The organism is Streptomyces sp. NPDC050759, from assembly GCF_044456945.1.
GTDB lineage: Bacteria > Actinomycetota > Actinomycetes > Streptomycetales > Streptomycetaceae > Streptomyces.
This window is the reverse complement of sequence record NZ_JBITGI010000007.1, coordinates 306,566-321,515: the sequence shown is the minus strand read 5'-3', so window position 1 is coordinate 321,515 and position 14,950 is coordinate 306,566. Positions and strand designations below refer to the sequence as shown.

At 70.6% G+C, this 14,950-nt stretch carries 14 protein-coding genes and 1 pseudogene; 7 read left to right on the top strand and 8 right to left on the bottom strand.

Going from position 1 to position 14,950, the window contains the following annotated elements; genetic code table 11:
• Positions 1–52 precede the first annotated feature (52 nt).
• Positions 53–1,381, top strand: coding sequence for an MFS transporter (locus tag ACIBJB_RS22865; RefSeq protein WP_398932934.1), 1,329 nt, complete (start codon positions 53–55; stop codon positions 1,379–1,381).
• On the opposite strand, the gene ACIBJB_RS22860 is transcribed toward ACIBJB_RS22865, so the two are convergent.
• The 3 genes from ACIBJB_RS22860 to ACIBJB_RS22850 form a co-directional block, all read right to left on the bottom strand.
• Positions 1,367–2,311: a DMT family transporter gene (locus ACIBJB_RS22860; protein WP_398933045.1), complete on the bottom strand. Its 945-nt coding sequence runs from the start codon at positions 2,309–2,311 to the stop codon at positions 1,367–1,369. The two genes, ACIBJB_RS22865 and ACIBJB_RS22860, sit on opposite strands and share 15 nt — an antisense overlap.
• 70 nt (positions 2,312–2,381) lie before the next feature.
• The gene (locus tag ACIBJB_RS22855) at positions 2,382–3,101 is read right to left on the bottom strand and encodes an ArsR/SmtB family transcription factor (protein ID WP_398932933.1); all 720 of its coding nucleotides are present in this window, start codon (positions 3,099–3,101) and stop codon (positions 2,382–2,384) included.
• Between the two features lie 35 nt (positions 3,102–3,136).
• Positions 3,137–3,778, bottom strand: a complete 642-nt coding sequence (locus tag ACIBJB_RS22850) for a TetR/AcrR family transcriptional regulator (protein WP_398932932.1) — start codon at positions 3,776–3,778, stop codon at positions 3,137–3,139.
• A gap of 76 nt (positions 3,779–3,854) precedes the next feature.
• Here ACIBJB_RS22850 and ACIBJB_RS22845 point away from each other — a divergent pair, with 76 nt between their 5' ends.
• The 4 genes and pseudogenes from ACIBJB_RS22845 to ACIBJB_RS22830 all read left to right on the top strand — a co-directional run bounded on the left by ACIBJB_RS22845 (position 3,855) and on the right by ACIBJB_RS22830 (position 6,655).
• Positions 3,855–5,009, top strand: a complete 1,155-nt coding sequence (locus tag ACIBJB_RS22845; RefSeq protein WP_398932931.1) for an acyl-CoA dehydrogenase family protein — start codon at positions 3,855–3,857, stop codon at positions 5,007–5,009.
• A 59-nt stretch (positions 5,010–5,068) separates the two neighbouring features.
• Positions 5,069–5,356 carry a YiaA/YiaB family inner membrane protein gene (locus tag ACIBJB_RS22840; RefSeq protein ID WP_398932930.1) on the top strand — a complete coding sequence of 96 codons (288 nt, stop codon included), beginning with the start codon at positions 5,069–5,071 and terminating at the stop codon, positions 5,354–5,356.
• A 196-nt stretch (positions 5,357–5,552) separates the two neighbouring features.
• Positions 5,553–5,771 (top strand): annotated as a pseudogene (locus ACIBJB_RS22835) (DUF6716 putative glycosyltransferase); the annotation flags it as partial.
• Between the two features lie 257 nt (positions 5,772–6,028).
• Positions 6,029–6,655, top strand: coding sequence for a TetR/AcrR family transcriptional regulator (locus ACIBJB_RS22830; protein ID WP_398932929.1), 627 nt, complete (start codon positions 6,029–6,031; stop codon positions 6,653–6,655).
• Between the two features lie 4 nt (positions 6,656–6,659).
• Here the strand turns inward: ACIBJB_RS22830 and ACIBJB_RS22825 are convergent, their stop codons facing one another.
• On the bottom strand, positions 6,660–7,121 hold the full coding sequence (locus tag ACIBJB_RS22825) for a MaoC family dehydratase (protein ID WP_398932928.1): 462 nt from the start codon (positions 7,119–7,121) through the stop codon (positions 6,660–6,662).
• A 107-nt stretch (positions 7,122–7,228) separates the two neighbouring features.
• Between ACIBJB_RS22825 and soxR the strand changes: the two genes are divergently transcribed.
• Positions 7,229–7,750 (top strand): redox-sensitive transcriptional activator SoxR, encoded by a 522-nt coding sequence (soxR, locus tag ACIBJB_RS22820; RefSeq protein ID WP_398932927.1) that lies wholly within the window; start codon positions 7,229–7,231, stop codon positions 7,748–7,750.
• 48 nt (positions 7,751–7,798) lie between these two features.
• Here the strand turns inward: soxR and ACIBJB_RS22815 are convergent, their stop codons facing one another.
• Positions 7,799–8,521 (bottom strand): 3-keto-5-aminohexanoate cleavage protein, encoded by a 723-nt coding sequence (locus ACIBJB_RS22815; RefSeq protein ID WP_398932926.1) that lies wholly within the window; start codon positions 8,519–8,521, stop codon positions 7,799–7,801.
• A gap of 90 nt (positions 8,522–8,611) precedes the next feature.
• Positions 8,612–9,214 (bottom strand): hypothetical protein, encoded by a 603-nt coding sequence (locus tag ACIBJB_RS22810; RefSeq protein ID WP_057614408.1) that lies wholly within the window; start codon positions 9,212–9,214, stop codon positions 8,612–8,614.
• 234 nt (positions 9,215–9,448) lie between these two features.
• Between ACIBJB_RS22810 and ACIBJB_RS22805 the strand changes: the two genes are divergently transcribed.
• Positions 9,449–12,235, top strand: coding sequence for a penicillin acylase family protein (locus tag ACIBJB_RS22805; RefSeq protein WP_398932925.1), 2,787 nt, complete (start codon positions 9,449–9,451; stop codon positions 12,233–12,235).
• Positions 12,236–12,254: 19 nt separating this feature from the next.
• On the opposite strand, the gene ACIBJB_RS22800 is transcribed toward ACIBJB_RS22805, so the two are convergent.
• Together ACIBJB_RS22800 and ACIBJB_RS22795 are read right to left on the bottom strand one after the other, a co-directional pair.
• Positions 12,255–13,568 (bottom strand): serine-threonine protein kinase, encoded by a 1,314-nt coding sequence (locus ACIBJB_RS22800; RefSeq protein WP_398932923.1) that lies wholly within the window; start codon positions 13,566–13,568, stop codon positions 12,255–12,257.
• A 71-nt stretch (positions 13,569–13,639) separates the two neighbouring features.
• Positions 13,640–14,875, bottom strand: a complete 1,236-nt coding sequence (locus ACIBJB_RS22795; protein WP_398932922.1) for an exo-beta-N-acetylmuramidase NamZ domain-containing protein — start codon at positions 14,873–14,875, stop codon at positions 13,640–13,642.
• Positions 14,876–14,950 lie beyond the last annotated feature (75 nt).

Below are 14,950 nucleotides of genomic sequence, written 5' to 3'. Positions count from 1 at the left end.
TCAGTATGTTCAGCCGCCAACGTCCCCACGCACCCACCGGAGTGTGCACCGCATGGACACGGCCCCTTCCGCTCACCCCACTTCCGTAGCAGCGCCGGCGACTCCCCACCGCCGTCGCGTCGCCACCGCGGCCGCCCTGGCCTCCGCCGTCGAGTGGTACGACTACTTCGTCTTCGGCATAGCCGCCGCCCTCGTTCTCGGCGATCTGTACTTCCCGGCCGGCAGCTCCACCGCCGGAGTCCTCGCCGCCTTCGCCACCTTCGCCGTCGGCTTCCTCGCCCGCCCGATCGGCGGCATCGTCGCCGGCCACCTCGGCGACAAGCGCGGCCGCAAGCCGATGCTGGTCCTTGCCCTCACCCTCATGGGCGTCGCCACCACAGGCATCGGGCTGCTGCCGACGTACGCCACGATCGGCGTCGCCGCCCCGATCCTGCTCGTGCTCCTCCGCGTCGTCCAGGGCGTCGCGGTCGGCGCGCAGTGGGGCGGCGCGATGCTGCTGGCCACCGAGTACGCCCCCGAGGGCAAGCGCGGACTCTACGGCAGCGTCGTCCAACTCGGCGTCCCCATCGGCGTGGTGACCGCCAACACGGTGTTCCTGCTGGCCGGGGCGTTCACCACCGACGCCGGGTTCGCGGCCTGGGGCTGGCGGGTTCCGTTCCTCATCGGCCTGTTCGTCCTCGCGCTCGCCTGGTACATCCACGCCAAGGTCGAGGAGACCCCCGAATTCCGGCAGGCGGAACAGGAGTTGGCCGCAAAGGAGAAGAGCGGTCAGAACTCCCCGCTGCGCATGATCCTCCGCCACCACCTCGGCACGGTGCTGCTCGCGGGCGGCTCCTTCGCCGTGAACACCGCGACCTTCTACATCATGATCACGGGCGTCCTCGACTACACCACCCGTCAACTCGGGATGCAACGCAGTGCCGTTCTCACCGTCTCGCTCTGCATCAGTCTCACCCAGCTGGTGCTGATCCCGGCCGCCGCCGCGCTCTCCGACCGCCTCGGCCGGATCCGGATCTACGCCCTCGGCGCGGTCGGCATCGCCCTGTGGGCGGTACCGATGTTCCTGCTCATCGACACCGGGTCGCTGCTGTGGCTGGCGGTGTCCACCTTCGTCGCCGGATGTTTCCTCAGCATCATGTACGGCCCTCAGGCCGCCCTGTTCGCCGAGCTGTTCACGCCGGAGATGCGGTACACCGGCGCCTCCCTCGGCTACCAGATCGCCGCCGTGCTCGGCGGTGGGCTCGCGCCCTTCCTGATGGTGCTGCTGCTGGAGGCCACGGGCACGTCGATGGCGGTGTCCGGGTACATCATCGGGCTCTCGGTGATCGCGCTGCTCTGCATCAAGGTGCTTGCGTCCAGGGCGCGTTCACGCGGGGTCTGAGGCGCTCTCGGGCTGCGGCTCCGGCTCCGGTGCCGTCACCGGGACCGGGGCCGTCCGCCGCGCTCGGGAGCGGGACACCGCCACGCCTGCCAGGCACAGCGTCCCGCCCGCGAGCGTGAGCAGACCCGGGACCTCGCCCAGGGCCAGCCAGGACATCAGGACGACCAGGGCGGGAACCGCGTAGGTGGTGGCGCCCATGCGGCTGGCGGTCGTACGGGCCAGCGCGTAGGCCCAGGTCGTGAAGGCCAGGGCGGTCGGGAAAACGCCCAGGTAGACCATGTTGAGGGTCGCCGAGGCCGGGGCGTCGGCCGCCTCCGACACCAGTTGGCCGGCGAACGGGAGGCAGACGAGGGCGCCGGTGAAGCAGCCGAACGTCGTCACCTGCAGCGGGGTCGCGGAGCCCAGTGCCGGCTTCTGTGCGACGACTCCGCCGGCGTAGGCGATCGCCGCGAGCAGGCACAGGATCACGCCGAGTACCGAGGCGCCGCCGTCGTCCGACATCGACAGGCCCACGGTGACCGCGCCGGCGAAGGAGACCGCCATTCCGGCCAGCAGGCGGGGCGGCATCGCGTCTCCGAGCAGCCGGGCGCCGAGCAGGGCGATCAGGAGGGGGCCGATGTTCACGACCAGGGCCGCGGTGCCCGCGTCGACCTGCTGCTCGCCCCAGTTCAGGACCACCATGTAGAAGCCGAACCACAGGACGCCGGAGACGGCGATGCCGCGCCAGGCGGAGCGTGGGGGGAGTCCTTCCCGGCGTATCAGGCAGATCACGCCGAGAGCGAGTGCGCCGGAGAGGAGTCGGCCGAGGGCCAGGGCGCCGGGGGAGTAGGCGGCGCCCGCGCTGCGGATGGAGACGAAGGCGGAGGCCCACAGGATGACGGTGACGGTGGCTGCCCCGGCTGCGAGGAGTTCGGTCCGGCGGTGGTTCATCATGCTCCTGAGGTTAGGGAGGGGAGGATGCGGAAGCTCGCGGATTTCGGACGGGTGGCCCCTGGGCGCCTCAGCGCAGCGTCTCCGCGTCGATCCCCAGGAGTTCGGTCAGCGCCCGTTCCCCTGTCGCTGTCACCTTCACCGCCCGCTCCGAGCCGATGCGTACGCACCAGCCTTCGGCCAGGGCGTGCCGGCACAGGGCCGCGCCCGCGACCCCTGCCAGGTGCGGGCGTCGTTCGGTCCAGTCCAGGCAGGCTCGGGCCAGGGGGCGCCGGCCCTTGCGGTCGAGAGAGATGCCCGTGGACTCGAACCACGCCAGACCAGCGTCCGTAAGAGCGAAACCCGTGTCCTGACGCAGAAGTTGACGGCATGTCAGCGCCTCCGTCACCGCGATGCCCAGTCGTCCCGCCAAGTGGTCGTAGCACGTACGTCCCCGTGCCATCGCCGAGCCCGCGCTCGACTCCCGCAGGTTTCGCGGCCGGGGGACCGCGTCCGGGGCGACCTGTGCCGCCAGGTCCTCCACCAGGTGGGCCACGCTCGCGTCGGCCAGCCGCACATACCGGTGGCGCCCCTGCCGCTCCTCCGCCAGCAGCCCGCCCGCGACCAGCTTGCCCAGGTGCTCACTCAGGGTGGACGCGGCCACACCCGCGTGGCGGGCCAGCTCGCCCGCCGTCCAGGCCCGGCCGTCGAGGAGGGCCAGGAGGCAGGCCGCCCGGGTCTCGTCGGCGATCAGGGCGGCGAGCCTCGCCAACTGAGGCGCCTGCGGGTCCTTGGTCATGTGGTCCAGCATCGCGGAGAGATACTTCGGCGCCCACCGAAATATGCCTACGCGGTGGGTCCGACCTGCTCGTACTGCTGGGCGAGGCCGTCCAGCAGAGCCCTGAGCCCGGTCTCGAACGCCCGCTCGTCGATCTTCTCCTGCTGCTCGGCGAGAAGGTGCGCCTGGCCGAGATGGGGATAGTCCTCGGGGTCGTAGGCACTCTTGTCGTCCACGAATCCGCCCGCGAAGGAGCCGAGCGCCGAGCCCATGATGAAGTACCGCATCAGCGCGCCGATGGACGTGGCCTGCGCGGGCGGCCAGCCCGCCTCGACCATCGCGCCGTAGACCGCGTCGGCGAGCCGCAGGCCCGCGGGGCGGCGGCCGGGGCCCCGGGCCAGGACCGGGACGATGTTGGGATGGTCGCGCAGGGCAGCGCGGTAGGAGACGGCCCAGTCGTGCAGGGCGGTCCGCCACGCGCGGCCGTCCTCGAACATCGACAGGTCGACCTGGGCGCTCACCGAGTCGGCGACCGCCTCCAGGATCTCGTCCTTGGTGCCGAAGTGGTTGTAGAGCGACGGGCCGCTGACGCCGAGCTCCGCCGCCAGCCGGCGCGTGGACAGTGCCGCGAGGCCTTCCGCGTCCACGAGCGCGCGGGCCGTCTCGACGATCCGGTCGGTGCTGAGGAGGGGCTTGCGCGGTCGGGCCATGGCGCACATAGTAGGGCTGCGGAACGGAAACTAGCAGTGCTAATTTAATGGTGCGGTTCTCAAGTGAGGTGATCTCGTGGTCGACCTGGGGCTGAGTGAGGAGCAGGCTGCCGTCCGACGGCTGGCGCGGGAGTTCGTGGACCGCGAGATCGCCCCCCACGTCATCGCCTGGGACCGCGCCGAGGAGGTCGACCGGGCCATCGTCAAGAAGCTCGGCGAGGTCGGGTTCCTGGGGCTGACGATCGACGAGGAGTACGGCGGCTCGGGCGGCGACCATCTCGCGTACTGCCTGGTCACCGAGGAGCTGGGGCGCGGTGACTCGTCCGTGCGGGGCATCGTCTCCGTCTCGCTGGGGCTGGTGGCCAAGACGATCGCCGCCCGGGGGAGCGAGGAGCAGAAACGGCGGTGGCTGCCGGGGCTCACCTCCGGCGAGTACGTCGGCTGCTTCGGCCTCACCGAGCCCGGTACCGGGTCCGACGCGGGAAACCTCGCCACGCGCGCGGTGCGGGACGGCGGCGACTACGTCATCGACGGCACCAAGATGTTCATCACGAACGGGACGTGGGCCGACGTGGTGCTGCTGTTCGCCCGGTCGACGGATGCTCCCGGCCACAAGGGCGTCTCCGCCTTCCTCGTACCGACGGACACCGCCGGCCTCACCCGCCGCACGATCCACGGCAAACTCGGGCTGCGCGGCCAGGCCACCGCCGAACTGGTCCTGGAAGGGGTGCGCGTGCCCGCCTCCGCGATGGTCGGCGAGGAGGGCAAGGGGTTCTCCCTCGCCATGTCCGCGCTGGCCAAGGGGCGGATGTCGGTCGCGGCGGGCTGTGTGGGGATCGCCCAGGCCGCGCTGGACGCGGCCGTCCGTTACGCCGGTGAGCGCGAGCAGTTCGGCAAGCCGATCGCCGGGCACCAGCTCGTCCAGGAGCTGATCAGTGACATCGCCGTCGACGTGGACGCGGCCCGGCTGCTGACCTGGCGGGTGGCCGACCTGATAGACCGCGGTGAGCCCTTCGCGGTCGAGTCGTCCAAGGCCAAGCTGTTCGCCTCGGAGGCTGCGGTGCGCGCCGCGAACAACGCGTTGCAGGTGTTCGGCGGTTACGGCTACATCGACGAGTACCCGGCGGGCAAACTGCTGCGCGACGCCCGCGTGATGACGCTCTACGAGGGCACCAGCCAGATCCAGAAGCTGGTCATCGGGCGGGCGCTGACGGGTGTCTCGGCGTTCTGAGTACCGTCTGAGTACCTCAGCGGATGTGGCCGGGGTCACGGACGGCCGACACTCTGGCCATGAGTGACACACCGGTCAAGCAGCAGAACACGGCCGCCTTCTACGGCCAGGCCGTCGCCTCCTTCGCCGTGGCCATGGCCGCCACGGCCGTCGGCATCTTCCGCCTGAACGCCGACGCCTGGGTGCGCGGCTTCCTCGCGATCGCCGTCCTGTACCTCGTCACCTCGGCCTTCACCCTGGCCAAGGTGATCCGCGACCGCCAGGAGGCCGGCCAGATCATCAGCCGAGTCGACCAGGCCCGCCTGGAGAAACTCCTCGCCGAACACGACCCCTTCGAGAAGCTGTGACGGGGGTGGGCCGGGAGGGGGTTTTACCTGGGGTCGGCTTCTCGGTGGCTGGCTGGGTGGGGGTTCGGCTTCGGGGGTCCGGCCTGTGGTCGGCTTCGGGTGGTCGGACAGCGGCCGGCTTTGAGGGGTCCGGCCCGGGGGTCGGCTTCGCGAAACTCCGACCCCGGCCTGCTTGGCCGGACGCAGGGCGTGGACCGCGGCGGCGGGGGCGCGGGGCGGGGGCTCTACGAGGCCTCGGCGCGGTCGGCTTCGAACGCCCCACCGCACCCGTCTCGCGGTCCAGCCCTCCCTGCCCGACAACCGCAGGGACCGGGTGTACTTACTGGAGAGGCTCGTGGGCCACGCCCGGCTGCACCCCGAGCGCGAGGTGCTGCTCAAGCTGCGCTCCAGGACGGGCGAACACGCCACGCACATCTCGAGCGACCTCGACTGTGCCCCCACGTCGAGCGGTTCCCCCCACCGCCCGCGTCCGGTGAAGCTACGGCCCACACCTCGCTGCTCCGGCTTGCGGCTGGCGCCGCGCTGGTGAGGCTCGCGGCCTGCGCCACGCGCCCCGCTGCTCAAGCACGCCCCCGTACCCCCTCCGCTCCAGCCCGCGCAGCGCAGGGTGGCTAAGCGCTCGCTCAGGTTCGGCGGTATGGTGGGGGTTCTGACAGTGGAGAGGGGCGTGCGATGACTACGGCGGAGGAGACGGCCGGTGGCGAGACGTCGGCGTGGGGCGAGGTCACGCCCGACGCGGCACGGCGGCTGCTCATTGCCGCGGTGGAGGCGTTCGCCGAGCGTGGCTACCACGCCACCACGACCCGGGACATCGCGGGCCGGGCCGGCATGAGCCCCGCCGCGCTCTACATCCACTACAAGACCAAGGAAGAGCTGCTCCACCGCATCAGCAGGATCGGCCACGCGAAGGCACTGGAGATCCTCCAGGTCGCGGCCCGCCGCGAGGGCACCGCAACCGAGCGGCTCGCGGACGCGGTGAGCTCCTTCGTGCGCTGGCACGCGGGCGGCCGTACCACCGCCCGGGTCGTGCAGTACGAACTGGACTCCCTCGGCCCCGACGCGCGCGCCGAGATCCTCGCCCTGCGCCGGCAGTGCAACGCCGAGATCCGCGGGATCATCGAGGACGGCGTGGCCTCCGGCGAGTTCGACGTGCTCGACGTGCGGGGCACCACCCTCGCCGTCATGTCGCTCTGCGTCGACGTGGCCCGCTGGTTCAACGTCGACGGACCCTGGACGCCCGACGAGGTCGGCGCGCTCGACGCCGACCTCGTGCTGCGCATGGTGGGCGCGACCAAGTAGCCGCCTACAGGTAGTACCGCGACACCGACTCCGCGACGCACACCGGCTTGTCGCCGCCCTCGCGCTCCACGCTGAAGGCGACGGTGACCTGGACACCGCCCGCCACGTCGTCGACGCCGGTGATCTGCGCGGTGGCGCGCAGGCGGGAGCCCACGGGTACCGGTGCGGGGAAACGGACCTTGTTCGTCCCGTAGTTGACGCCCATCTTCACGCCCTCGACCTTGATCAGCTGCGGTCCGAACAGCGGCAGGAGGGACAGGGTGAGATAGCCGTGCGCGATGGTGGTGCCGAAGGGACCCGCGGCGGCCTTCTCCGGGTCGACATGGATCCACTGGTGGTCGCCGGTGGCGTCGGCGAACAGATCGATGCGCTTCTGGTCGACCTCCAGCCAGTCGGTGTGCCCCAACTGCTCGCCCACCGCCGCCTTCAGGTCGTCCGCGCCCGTGAAGATCCTCGGCTCTGCCATGTCCCGGCCTCCTCGCCACATGATGTCTAAGCGACTGCTTAGCATGGTCGGCCGGGGAGCCCCTGTCAACGGACCGCGAGGGTGAGGGCATGGGTAGGCTTCGAGGGGTGCCCCAGATTCCCGAGAAGATCCATGAGCTCACGGTCGGCCAGCTCGCCGCCCGCAGCGGTGCCGCCGTCTCCGCCCTGCACTTCTACGAGTCCAAGGGCCTGATCCGCAGCCGCCGCACCACGGGCAACCAGCGCCGCTACTCACGTGACGCGCTGCGCCGGGTCGCGTTCGTCCGGGCCGCCCAACGCGTCGGCATCCCGCTGGCCACGATCCGCGACGCCCTCTCCGAACTCCCCGAGGAGCGCACCCCCACCCGCGAGGACTGGGCCCGCCTCTCCGAGGCCTGGCGCTCCGAACTCGACGAACGCATCAAGCAGTTGAACCGCCTCCGCGACCACCTCACCGACTGCATCGGCTGTGGCTGCCTCTCCCTCGACACGTGTGTGCTGTCCAACCCGGACGATGTGTTCGGCGACCGGCTGACCGGGTCGCGGTTGTTGGTGGAGCAGGGCGGGGGCCGACGGAAGAACGGACGCCGGGAGCCGGAACGACAGGACACGACGGACGAACGCTGCTGAGCGGTCGTACGGGCGGCGGGCCCCCGCCCGGCACACGACACCCTGCTCCTACGACGACCGCCGGGCCCACCCGTACTGGACCAGTCCCTCGGTCACCAACTGGGCGTTGGACACGGCTCGTTGACCGTCCGGCAGGATCAGCGTGTCCTCCAGGCCGACCCTCGTCGCGAGTCCCAGGCGGCCGGCCAGCCGCAGCACCGGCCAGGCCCCGCCGTCCTCGCCGTGCAGCAGCACGGGGCGGCCGTGCGCCGGACCGAGCTCGGCGAGGAGCGTGCGCGCGGAGGTCTCCGGCGCGTCGGGGTCCGTCACCTCGGCGAGGACCCGCAGCACTTTCGGTCCGAGCGGAGACACCGCGAACCGGGCCGCCGCGTCCGTGCCCGACCAGATGCCCGCCTCCACCCCGACGCCCAGGTCGATCAAGGCCTCGGCCAGCGACTCGGCACCCTCCTCGTGCCAGTTCACCGAGGCGTGGTCGGGCAGCACGGTCCAGCCCCGGACGCGGGCGAGCCGGGCCGCGGGGTCCGGTTCCGCCCAGGCGCCGGTGGTCACTCCGACCGGGACCGACACCCGCGCACGGATCGCCTCGAGTGTCGCCGCGACCACCCGCGGCGACAGACTGTCCCGCCCGCATGGTGTCTTGGGGTGGACATGGATGTCCGTGGCGCCCGCCGCGACGGCCTCGGCCGCCGCCTGCGCCATGGACTCGGGCGTGAGCGGCACCGCCGTTCCGTCGGCGGCCCCGCGCGGGCCGTTGAGACACACCTGCACCATTCCTCGATGGTGCCAGGCGGCACCGACGGTTCAACACCGTCAAACAGGGGGTGCGGCATCCCCGGCGCACCCCCGGTGCGCCCACACGCTCTAGGCCGACATCAGCAACCGTCCGCGCCTGGCGTCCGCCAGGGCGTCGGGTGTGAGCACGGGCCGCGGCACCAGGATCCCGCAGTCCGTGCAGACCGGTCCGGTCGAGGGCTCGTGGTCGAGTTCGTACTTCCAGACGAGCCGCTCTCCGTCGCACACCGGGCACACCGCGCCCGGTTCACGCTCCAGCGCGGAGATCAGCCTGCGCAGCACCTCGGCCAGTGAGTCATCGGGGTGCACCCGGGGATCGTCGCACCATGCGACTCCGAAACCGCCCCAGGTCAGCCGGTGCCAGTCGTCCACACTGCCCGGCCTGCGCAACCCGTCGTGCTTCTCCTTCTTGCGCCGCTCGGCGAACTCGACCTCGTAGGCCAGCCAGACCGAACGCGCCTCCTCCAACTCCTCCAGTGCGGCCACGAGCCGCGCCGGGTCGGGGGAGCGGTCCTCGGGACCGAATCCCGCCCGGGAGCACAAGTGGTCCCAGGTCGCCCTGTGCCCGTAAGGAGCGAACCGCTCAAGGCACTTGCGCAGCGAGTAGCGCCGAAGCGCCAGATCGCACCGCGGGTCTCGCACCTGTCTCGCCAGACTCCGGAAACCGGCCATCGCCCTGCACCTCCGTCACACCTGCACCTGTACTTCGGTCACTTCGGCGTTGTCGTCGTGCGGACTTCGCACGACGTTGCCGAATAGACGTATCGACAAGCGATTTGGCTCCATCCGATTTCCGATGCCCCCCATAAGCTCGAGGACCCTGTCAAAACTTGACGCATGTTCATCTTCAATCTCGGGGATACCGGCGGTAACGTCCGGCCACACCCCCCGTCGGTTGGAGTTGCCATGCCACGGCGCACCTCACGCACCGCACTCGACAGACTGAGAACTCCCGGCAGACTCACCGGGTTCCTGAAGACCGCATCCATATGCGTCCTGATTGCCGGTCTTTTGTCCCCGCTTGCCCAGACGGCGTCGGCCGCCGAGGCCACGGCGGCGAACGACTACTGCGGCGGCCAGTGTTCCGACATCCTGCCGCCCGGCGAGAACGGCAACGCGACCCTCGCACAGGTCCTCCTCAACCAGGCCTTCGGAACCCAGCCCGACCACGCCGAGGACCAGCTCGGCCCCTACGCCAACCTGGCCAAGGGCTACTCGGCCCTCACCAACTCCACGATCAACACGTTCTTCAACGACGCGTCGTTCGGGGTCCCGTCCGATCAAGTCGCCTCCACCCTGAGTCCCGCCGGCCGCACCGACGTGACGATCGTCCGTGACAAGAAGACGGGCGTGCCGCACATCACCGGTACCACCAGATACGGCACCGAGTTCGGCGCCGGCTATGCGGCGGCCCAGGACCGGCTGTGGCTCATGGACGTCTTCCGGCACGTGGGTCGCGGCCAGCTCACCGCCTTCGCGGGCGGCGCCGCCTCCAACCAGGGCCTGGAACAGCAGTTCTGGCGCAACGCCCCCTACAGCGAGGCCGACCTCCAGGCGCAGATCGACAACGCGGTCGCGACCAACGGCGCCCGCGGCCAGCAGGCCCTCGCCGACGCCAACGCCTACCTCGCCGGCATCAACTCCTACATCGACGCCTCCGACAGCGGCCGTTACTTCCCCGGCGAGTACGTCCTGACCGGCCACAAGGACTCGGTCACCAACGCCGGCACCATCGACCACTTCAAGATCACCGACCTGGTCGCGCTGGCCTCCGTCATCGGTTCCCTGTTCGGTTCCGGGGGCGGCGGTGAGGTCAACAACGCGATCTCGTTGATGGCCGCCCAGGAGCGGTACGGCGTGACGAAGGGCACCGAGGTCTGGGAGTCCTTCCGTGAGCGCAACGACCCCGAGGCCGTCCTCACCGTCCACAACGGCGAGAGCTTCCCGTACGCCGCCAAGCCCGCGAACCCGCAGGGCGAGGCGCTGCCCGACGCCGGTTCGGTGACCACCGAACCACTCGTCTACGACCCCACGGGCACCGGCGCCGACCAGAGCGCGAGCGCGGCGTCCGCCGCGGCGACCGCGAACGCCCTCACCTCGGCCAAGCGCGGCATGTCCAACGCCCTCGTCGTCAGCGGGAAGTACACTGCCAGCGGTCACCCGGTCGCCGTCTTCGGGCCCCAGACCGGCTACTTCGCCCCCCAGCTCCTCATGCTCCAGGAGATCCAGGGCCCGGGCATCAGCGCCCGCGGCGCCTCCTTCGCGGGCCTGAGCATGTACGTGGAACTCGGCCGCGGCCAGGACTACTCGTGGTCCGCCACGACCTCCGGCCAGGACATCATCGACACCTACGCCGTCGAGCTGTGCCAGGACGACTACCACTACCTGTACCGCGGCACCTGCACGGCCATGGAGAAGATCGAGCAGAAGAACTCCTGGGCCCCGACCACGGCAGACGGCACCGCCGCGGGGTCGTACACGATGAGGGTCTGGCGCACGAAGTACGGCCCCGTCGAGTACCGGGCGACCGTCGGCGGCAAGAAGGTCGCCTACACCACCCTGCGCTCCTCCTACCTGCACGAGGCCGACTCGATCATCGGCTTCCAGATGCTGAACGACCCGGACTACGTCAAGAGCCCGGGGACCTTCCAGAGCGCGGTGCAGCACATCAACTACACCTTCAACTGGTTCTACGCCGACTCCACGCACACCGCGTACTACAACAGCGGCAACAACCCGGTCCGCGCGTCCGGCGTCGACGCCGAGTTCCCGGTGTGGGCGCAGACGGCGTACGAGTGGAGGAACTGGAACCCGACGACGAACACCGCCGACTACACGCCGGCCTCCGCCCACCCCAACTCCATCGACCAGGACTACTACGTCTCCTGGAACAACAAACAGGCGCTCGACTACGCGACGGCCTCCTGGGGCGACGGGTCCGTGCACCGCGGCAATCTGCTGGAAGACCGCGTGAAGAAGCTGGTCGCCGCGGGCGGGGTCACCCGGGCCTCGCTGGTGAAGGCCATGGCGGACGCCTCCCTCGCCGACCTGCGCGCCGAGGACGTCCTCCCGGACCTGCTCAAGGTGATCAACAGCACGACGGTCACCGACTCCACGGCCGCGGCCGCGGTGACCAAGCTGCAGGCGTGGCTGACGGCCGGTGGCAAGCGCACCGAGACGTCGGCCGGTTCGAAGAAGTACGCCGACGCCGACGCGGTCCGCATCCTGGACGCGTGGTGGCCGCTGCTGGCCAAGGGCATCTTCGAACCGGGTCTCGGCACCGGCCTGTACACCGCCTTCCAGGCCAACCTGCCCGTCGACGAGACCCCGTCGGCCGCGCACGGACCCACCGGCGCGCACGCGGGCAGCTCCTTCCAGTACGGCTGGTGGAGCTACGTCGACAAGGACGTCCGCGCGGTGCTCGGTGAGAGCGTGCGGGGTCCGCTGGCGGACAAGTACTGCGGCGGCGGCAGCCTCGGCGCCTGCCGGGACATCCTGATCAGCACCCTGAAGACCGCGGCCGGCAAGACCGCGGCCCAGGTCTACCCCGGCGACGACCTGTGCTCGGCGGGCGACCAGTGGTGCGCCGACTCGATCGTGCAGCGCACCCTGGGAGGCATCAAGCACTACAACATCAGCTGGCAGAACCGTCCGACCTTCCAGCAGGTGGTGGAGTTCACCTCGCACCGTTAGACCGACGGCCGGCGGCGGGTCAGCGAATACGGCCCGCCGCCAGCACCAGTCGGGCCAGTTCGCGGTGGCAGATGTCGCTGTGCGCGCCCGCGGGCGGTCCACCGCGCCTGACGACGGCCGCCGCGTCGACGTTCACGCAGCCCTTCGCGGGCAGCTTCCCGAGGGCGTCGGCCAGGGTGAAGGACGGTGTGCCCGGTACCGCCTGCACGCCGTCGTGGCCCATCGCCCCCCACTTGGCGCCCAGGGTCCGGCCGAGGTCGAAGGCCGCCACGCCCTGGGCGTCACCCGCCATGCGCGACGCCAACGGATACAGGGTGCCGAGCGCCGAGTCATGGCGGGAGAAACAGCACACGAGCGGCCCGTCGACGCGGTTCTGCTGTCCCTGGAGCACACCTCCCGCGCGCGTGTCGTGCGGCAGCCGGGTCGCGAACGCGTAGTGCGAGAAGGCCCCTTGGAGCAGCGTGACGGACTTGACCGTCCGCACCCCCTCCGGCAGCCCGCGCAGTGCGAACGACACCAGCCGACCCCCGAAGCTGTGCCCCACGAGATGCACCCGCACCCCGGGCGCCGCCTTCGCGAGCTGCCCGATCACCCGGCCGAGCCCGCGCTCGCCCACCGTGCCCGCGCGCCGCTTCATCGCGTAGTACGTGCCCTGCCGCAGCAGTTCGTGCGCCCCGTCCCACGGGTTGGGAATCGTGAACCCCTCCGCTCCGCCCGGCGATTCGAGCTGGGCGAGGGCCCGCGCGAACTCCTCGCACACCGTCGCCGCGGGCCCGGCGAACATCTCCGGCTCGTCCTGCGGCACCCCCTCCGCCAGCGTGTCGGCCGCGAACAACGCCTGCGGACCCGGTGGCACGACGTCCACCAGCATCCCCACCAGCCGCCCGAACTCCTCCAGCTCGGCCTCTTCCGGAGCTTGCTGATCGAGCAGCCGGGACAACTGGTCGATCACGGTGGCCCGGCCCGGAAAGGTCTCGAGCAGGGCGTGCCGGGTGTCCTTGTCGAGCACCGGACGCGGCGGCATCTCGGCGGCCACGGCCCGCGGGAAGTCCGGGATCGGCTCGTCGGAGAACCGCATCGACGGCCATACGACCCCCACGTACCCGAGTCTCGCCGCCGGCGCGAGCTGCGGGAACGGTGCGAAGAAGCTGCTGTAGAGCCGGGTCGCCCCCGAGCGGTCGCTGTTCCAGCCGTGCGAGAAGACGACCAGATCCTTGACGCCCCGGTCCACCACCTCCGCGAGCAGCCGGTACCGCCGGCCGGTGTCCGGGTCACCGTCCGCGTCGAACGTCAGCTCCCAGTACGGCGTCACACTCATCGCCGGATCCGCCATCACCGACCACCTCGTCCCCGTAGTGGTGCGCATCGTCCTACTACCGGGCGAAGTTGGCCATACTCCACGGCTCATCCGTAGAGGAGGTAATTCTTTCGAATCCGCCGGAAAGCCGTCAGCTCCTCCCGCCACCCCGCCACGACCTCGTCGACACCGGCGCCGGCGTCGATCATCGTCCGGACCCGGGTGGAACCGGTGAGCTTGTCGATCCAGTTGTCCGCCCGCCAACCGAAGCCTGACCAGGTCTTCTTGGCGGTCACGAGCAGGGCGATGCCGGTGCGGACGGGATCGTAGGCGGGCCGGTCGTGGACGTGGATCTGCACGCCGCCGACCGTCTTGCCCTGGAACTTGGAGAAGGTCGGGGCGAAGTAGGCCTCCCTGAAGTGCACGCCGGGCAGGCCGAGTTCGTTGGCGGCGGCGGCCCAGCGGCCGTCCATGCCCTCGGCGCCCAGCAGTTCGAAGGGGCGGGTGGTGCCGCGGCCCTCCGAGAGGTTCGTGCCCTCGAAGAGACAGGTGCCGGAGTACACCAGGGCGGTGTCGGGGGTCGGCATGTTCGGGCTCGGGGGGACCCAGGGGAGGTTCCAGGCGTCGTAGAACTCCGAGCGCCTCCAGCCCGTCATCAGGACCGTGTCCAGGGGGACGGGCGAGGTGAGGAACTCGCCGTTGAAGAGACGGGCCAGCTCCGCGACGGTCATTCCGTGTGCCTGGGAGATGGGCTGTCTGCCCACGAAGGTCGCGAACTCCTTGTGCAGGACCGGGCCCTGGGCCGCACGGCCGGTGACCGGGTTCGGGCGGTCCAGGACGACGAAGCGTTTCCCCGCGAGCTGGGCCGCCTCCATGCAGTCGTACAGCGTCCAGATGTACGTGTAGAAGCGGGCGCCCACGTCCTGGATGTCGAAGACGATCGTGTCCACGCCGGAGGCGGTGAAGATGTCGGCGAGGGGCCGGCCGCTCTTGAGGTACGTGTCGTAGACCGGGAGGCCGGTCGCGGGGTCGTCGTAGCGGCCCTCGGAGCCGCCGGCCTGCGCGGTGCCCCGGAAGCCGTGTTCGGGGCCGAAGACGGCCCCTACGGTCACCCTTGTGTCGGCGTGCATCACGTCGACGATGTGCTGGACGTCTCGGGTGACGCCGGTGGGGTTGGTGACGATGCCGCATCGCTGGCCGCGGAGTTGTTCGTAACCGGATGCGGAGAGGTTCTCGAAACCGGTTCGCCTGCGGCTGGGCTGGGTTGCGTGGGCGGGGGAAGCGGAGGTGAGTGAGGCTGCTGCCGTTGTCGCTGCGAGGAGAGCTCGTCTGGATAGGCGCATGAGGTGCACGGTAGGCGCTGCCGCGGGCCGTGGGGAGGTTTCCCTCACCCTTTCCTTCAACATACCGACCGGTTA

What these genes read in the sequence shown, in the direction of transcription:
- ACIBJB_RS22865 (WP_398932934.1), top strand. Translation starts at nt 53, where the DNA reads ATGGACACGGCCCCTTCCGCTCACCCCACTTCCGTAGCAGCGCCGGCG.
- ACIBJB_RS22860 (WP_398933045.1), bottom strand. Translation starts at nt 2,311, where the DNA reads ATGAACCACCGCCGGACCGAACTCCTCGCAGCCGGGGCAGCCACCGTC.
- ACIBJB_RS22855 (WP_398932933.1), bottom strand. Translation starts at nt 3,101, where the DNA reads ATGCTGGACCACATGACCAAGGACCCGCAGGCGCCTCAGTTGGCGAGG.
- ACIBJB_RS22850 (WP_398932932.1), bottom strand. Translation starts at nt 3,778, where the DNA reads ATGGCCCGACCGCGCAAGCCCCTCCTCAGCACCGACCGGATCGTCGAG.
- ACIBJB_RS22840 (WP_398932930.1), top strand. Translation starts at nt 5,069, where the DNA reads ATGAGTGACACACCGGTCAAGCAGCAGAACACGGCCGCCTTCTACGGC.
- ACIBJB_RS22830 (WP_398932929.1), top strand. Translation starts at nt 6,029, where the DNA reads ATGACTACGGCGGAGGAGACGGCCGGTGGCGAGACGTCGGCGTGGGGC.
- ACIBJB_RS22825 (WP_398932928.1), bottom strand. Translation starts at nt 7,121, where the DNA reads ATGGCAGAGCCGAGGATCTTCACGGGCGCGGACGACCTGAAGGCGGCG.
- ACIBJB_RS22815 (WP_398932926.1), bottom strand. Translation starts at nt 8,521, where the DNA reads ATGGTGCAGGTGTGTCTCAACGGCCCGCGCGGGGCCGCCGACGGAACG.
- ACIBJB_RS22810 (WP_057614408.1), bottom strand. Translation starts at nt 9,214, where the DNA reads ATGGCCGGTTTCCGGAGTCTGGCGAGACAGGTGCGAGACCCGCGGTGC.
- ACIBJB_RS22805 (WP_398932925.1), top strand. Translation starts at nt 9,449, where the DNA reads ATGCCACGGCGCACCTCACGCACCGCACTCGACAGACTGAGAACTCCC.
- ACIBJB_RS22800 (WP_398932923.1), bottom strand. Translation starts at nt 13,568, where the DNA reads ATGGCGGATCCGGCGATGAGTGTGACGCCGTACTGGGAGCTGACGTTC.
- ACIBJB_RS22795 (WP_398932922.1), bottom strand. Translation starts at nt 14,875, where the DNA reads ATGCGCCTATCCAGACGAGCTCTCCTCGCAGCGACAACGGCAGCAGCC.